Origin of the sequence: Nostocoides veronense, assembly GCF_039531185.1 — a bacterium.
Classification (GTDB): domain Bacteria; phylum Actinomycetota; class Actinomycetes; order Actinomycetales; family Dermatophilaceae; genus Nostocoides_A; species Nostocoides_A veronense.
The window spans coordinates 1-939 of record NZ_BAAAPO010000075.1 but is presented as its reverse complement, the minus strand read 5'-3'; the positions used below and the strand labels follow the sequence as shown (position 1 = coordinate 939).

General features: G+C 65.8%; 1 protein-coding gene. It reads left to right on the top strand.

Going from position 1 to position 939, the window contains the following annotated elements; translation table 11 throughout:
• The coding region (locus ABD225_RS18545; RefSeq protein WP_344089173.1) for an IS256 family transposase at nt 1-939 on the top strand (939 nt) is incomplete at both ends.

Genomic DNA, 939 nt, shown 5'->3' with positions numbered 1-939 from the left:
CTGGGGCATGAGAAGCACCGCGCCCCGTCCGGTGGTGCCGGGAACATCCGCAACGGCACCCGCCCCAAGACGGTCCTAACCGATGCTGCCGGCGAGGTGACCATCGAGGTTCCTCGGGACCGGGCCGGCACGTTCGCGCCGGTCATCGTCAAGAAGAGGCAGCGGCGCCTGAGCGACGTGGACGCGATCGCGATCTCGTTGTACGCCAAGGGATTGACGACTGGGGAGATCTGCGCGCACTTCGCGGAGGTGTACGGCGCGAGCATCGGCAAGGACACGATCTCGCGGATCACCGACAAGGTGGTGGAAGAGATGCAGGCGTGGACCGCCCGCCCACTGTTGGGTGTGTACGCGGCCATCTTCATCGACGCCATCTATGTGAAGGTCCGCGACGGGCAGGTCGGTAACCAGCCGTTCTACGCTGCGATCGGGGTCGATCTGAACGGCCACCGCGACGTGCTCGGGTTGTGGGCCGGCCAGGGCGGTGGAGAGTCGGCGAAGTTCTGGATGAGCGTGCTGACCGACCTGCGCAACCGCGGCGTTCGGGACGTGTTCTTCGTCGTCTGCGACGGACTGAAGGGGCTGCCCGACGCCGTTAACGCGGTGTTCCCGCAGGCGATCGTCCAGGCGTGCGTGATCCACCTGATCCGCGCGACGCTGCGGTACGCGTCCCGGAAGTACTGGGACCAGATCGCGCGCGATCTGCGGGCGATCTACACCGCGCCCACCGCCCAGGCCGCGTGGGCGGCGTTCGAGGAGCTCGAAGAGAAGTGGGGCAAGGCCTACCCGGCCATCGCCCAGTTGTGGCGGGCAGCATGGGAAGAGTTCACGCCGTTCCTCGCCTACGACGTAGAGATCAGGCGAGTTCTGTTCTCCACCAACGCGATCGTTATCTTGAGCCAGCTTCAGGGTGTCGTTGATGTAGCCGATGGCCTGGAT